Raw genomic sequence first — 1231 nt, forward strand, 5'->3', positions numbered from 1 at the left:
TGGTACGCCCCCGCTTTCGTAGACGGTTAGCTACTGGATTTTGAGTTAGCCGCCTCGAACATCATTGGCGCAAGGCCTCCCAGATGTCCATGGCGGCGCTGCCGGTTGTAGAAAACCTCGATGTAATCGAACAGGTCGCTGCGTGCTTCCTCGCGACTGCCGTAGACGCGGCCTCGCACTCGTTCCTTCTTCAAGCTGCTGAAGAACGACTCCGCCACGGAGTTATCCCAACAGTTGCCGCGCCGGCTCATGCTGACCTCCAGGCCATGTTCGCGACAGAATCGACGCCAATCGTCGCTACCGTATTGCACGCCTTGATCGGAGTGGATCACCACGCCTGGTGCGGGATGTCGCCGCCAGATCGCCATCAACAACGCATCCATCGCCAGCTCACGTGCCAGGCTGGATTTCATTGACCAGCCAATCACTGCACGCGAATACAAGTCGATGACGACGGCCAGATAAAGCCAGCCTTCGGCCGTGCGCAGGTAGGTGATGTCTGTGACCCACGCTCGATCGGGGTGCTTGACGTTGAACTGGCGTTGCAGTCGATTGGGCGCGACCACCGCTGGCTTGCCACCCTTGTAGCGACGTCGAAGCGGGGAGCGCACGGAACGAAGCCCGTTTTTACGCATCAGGCGCTCCACACGTTTGCGACTGATGTGTTCGCCGGCCTCGGTCAAGTCACGATGCACGTTGCGGCTGCCATACACACCGCCTGAGGCGAGATACGACTCCTCGATGTGCACCATCAGGCGTGCATCTTCCTTCGCGCGTGCTGACAGTGGTTGCTTCAACCATGCGTAGTAGCCGCTGCGCTCGACCCTGAGCACACGACACATCGTAGCGACGCGAAACTGCTGACTATGGGCCTGCATGAAGGCGTACCTCGCCCTTACCCCTTGGCAAAGTACGCGGCGGCCTTTTTTAAAATGTCGCGCTCCTCTTCGGCGCGACGCAACTCGGCACGAAGCCGAGCGTTCTCCTGCACCAGGTCAACGTCCTTCTGCGCCTTGCGCGCATCGCGACTGACGCCGCGCTCACGAAGCCATGCATAGAGACTGTGCGATGACACGCCGAGCCGCTCAGCCACCTCCACGACGGGGTAGCCACGCTCGCTGACTTGCTTGACCGCTTCAGCCTTGAACTCGTCGGTGAAACGTTTGCTGGTCATAGATCCTCCGATCCTCAATAGACACTATCAGGTGTCTACGGAATCGGGGGCGTACCA

1 protein-coding gene is annotated in these 1231 nt (G+C 59.8%); it reads right to left on the reverse strand.

What is annotated here, in order from left to right:
* Positions 1-26: 26 nt before the first annotated feature.
* A protein-coding gene (locus tag FHW85_RS22150; protein WP_168649678.1) for an IS3 family transposase occupies positions 27-1174 on the reverse strand; the annotation gives its coding sequence in 2 pieces (ribosomal slippage) (positions 27-931 and positions 931-1174; 1149 coding nt in all).
* Positions 1175-1231 lie beyond the last annotated feature (57 nt).

This window comes from Dyella sp. SG609 (assembly GCF_012275375.1).
GTDB lineage: Bacteria > Pseudomonadota > Gammaproteobacteria > Xanthomonadales > Rhodanobacteraceae > Dyella_D > Dyella_D marensis.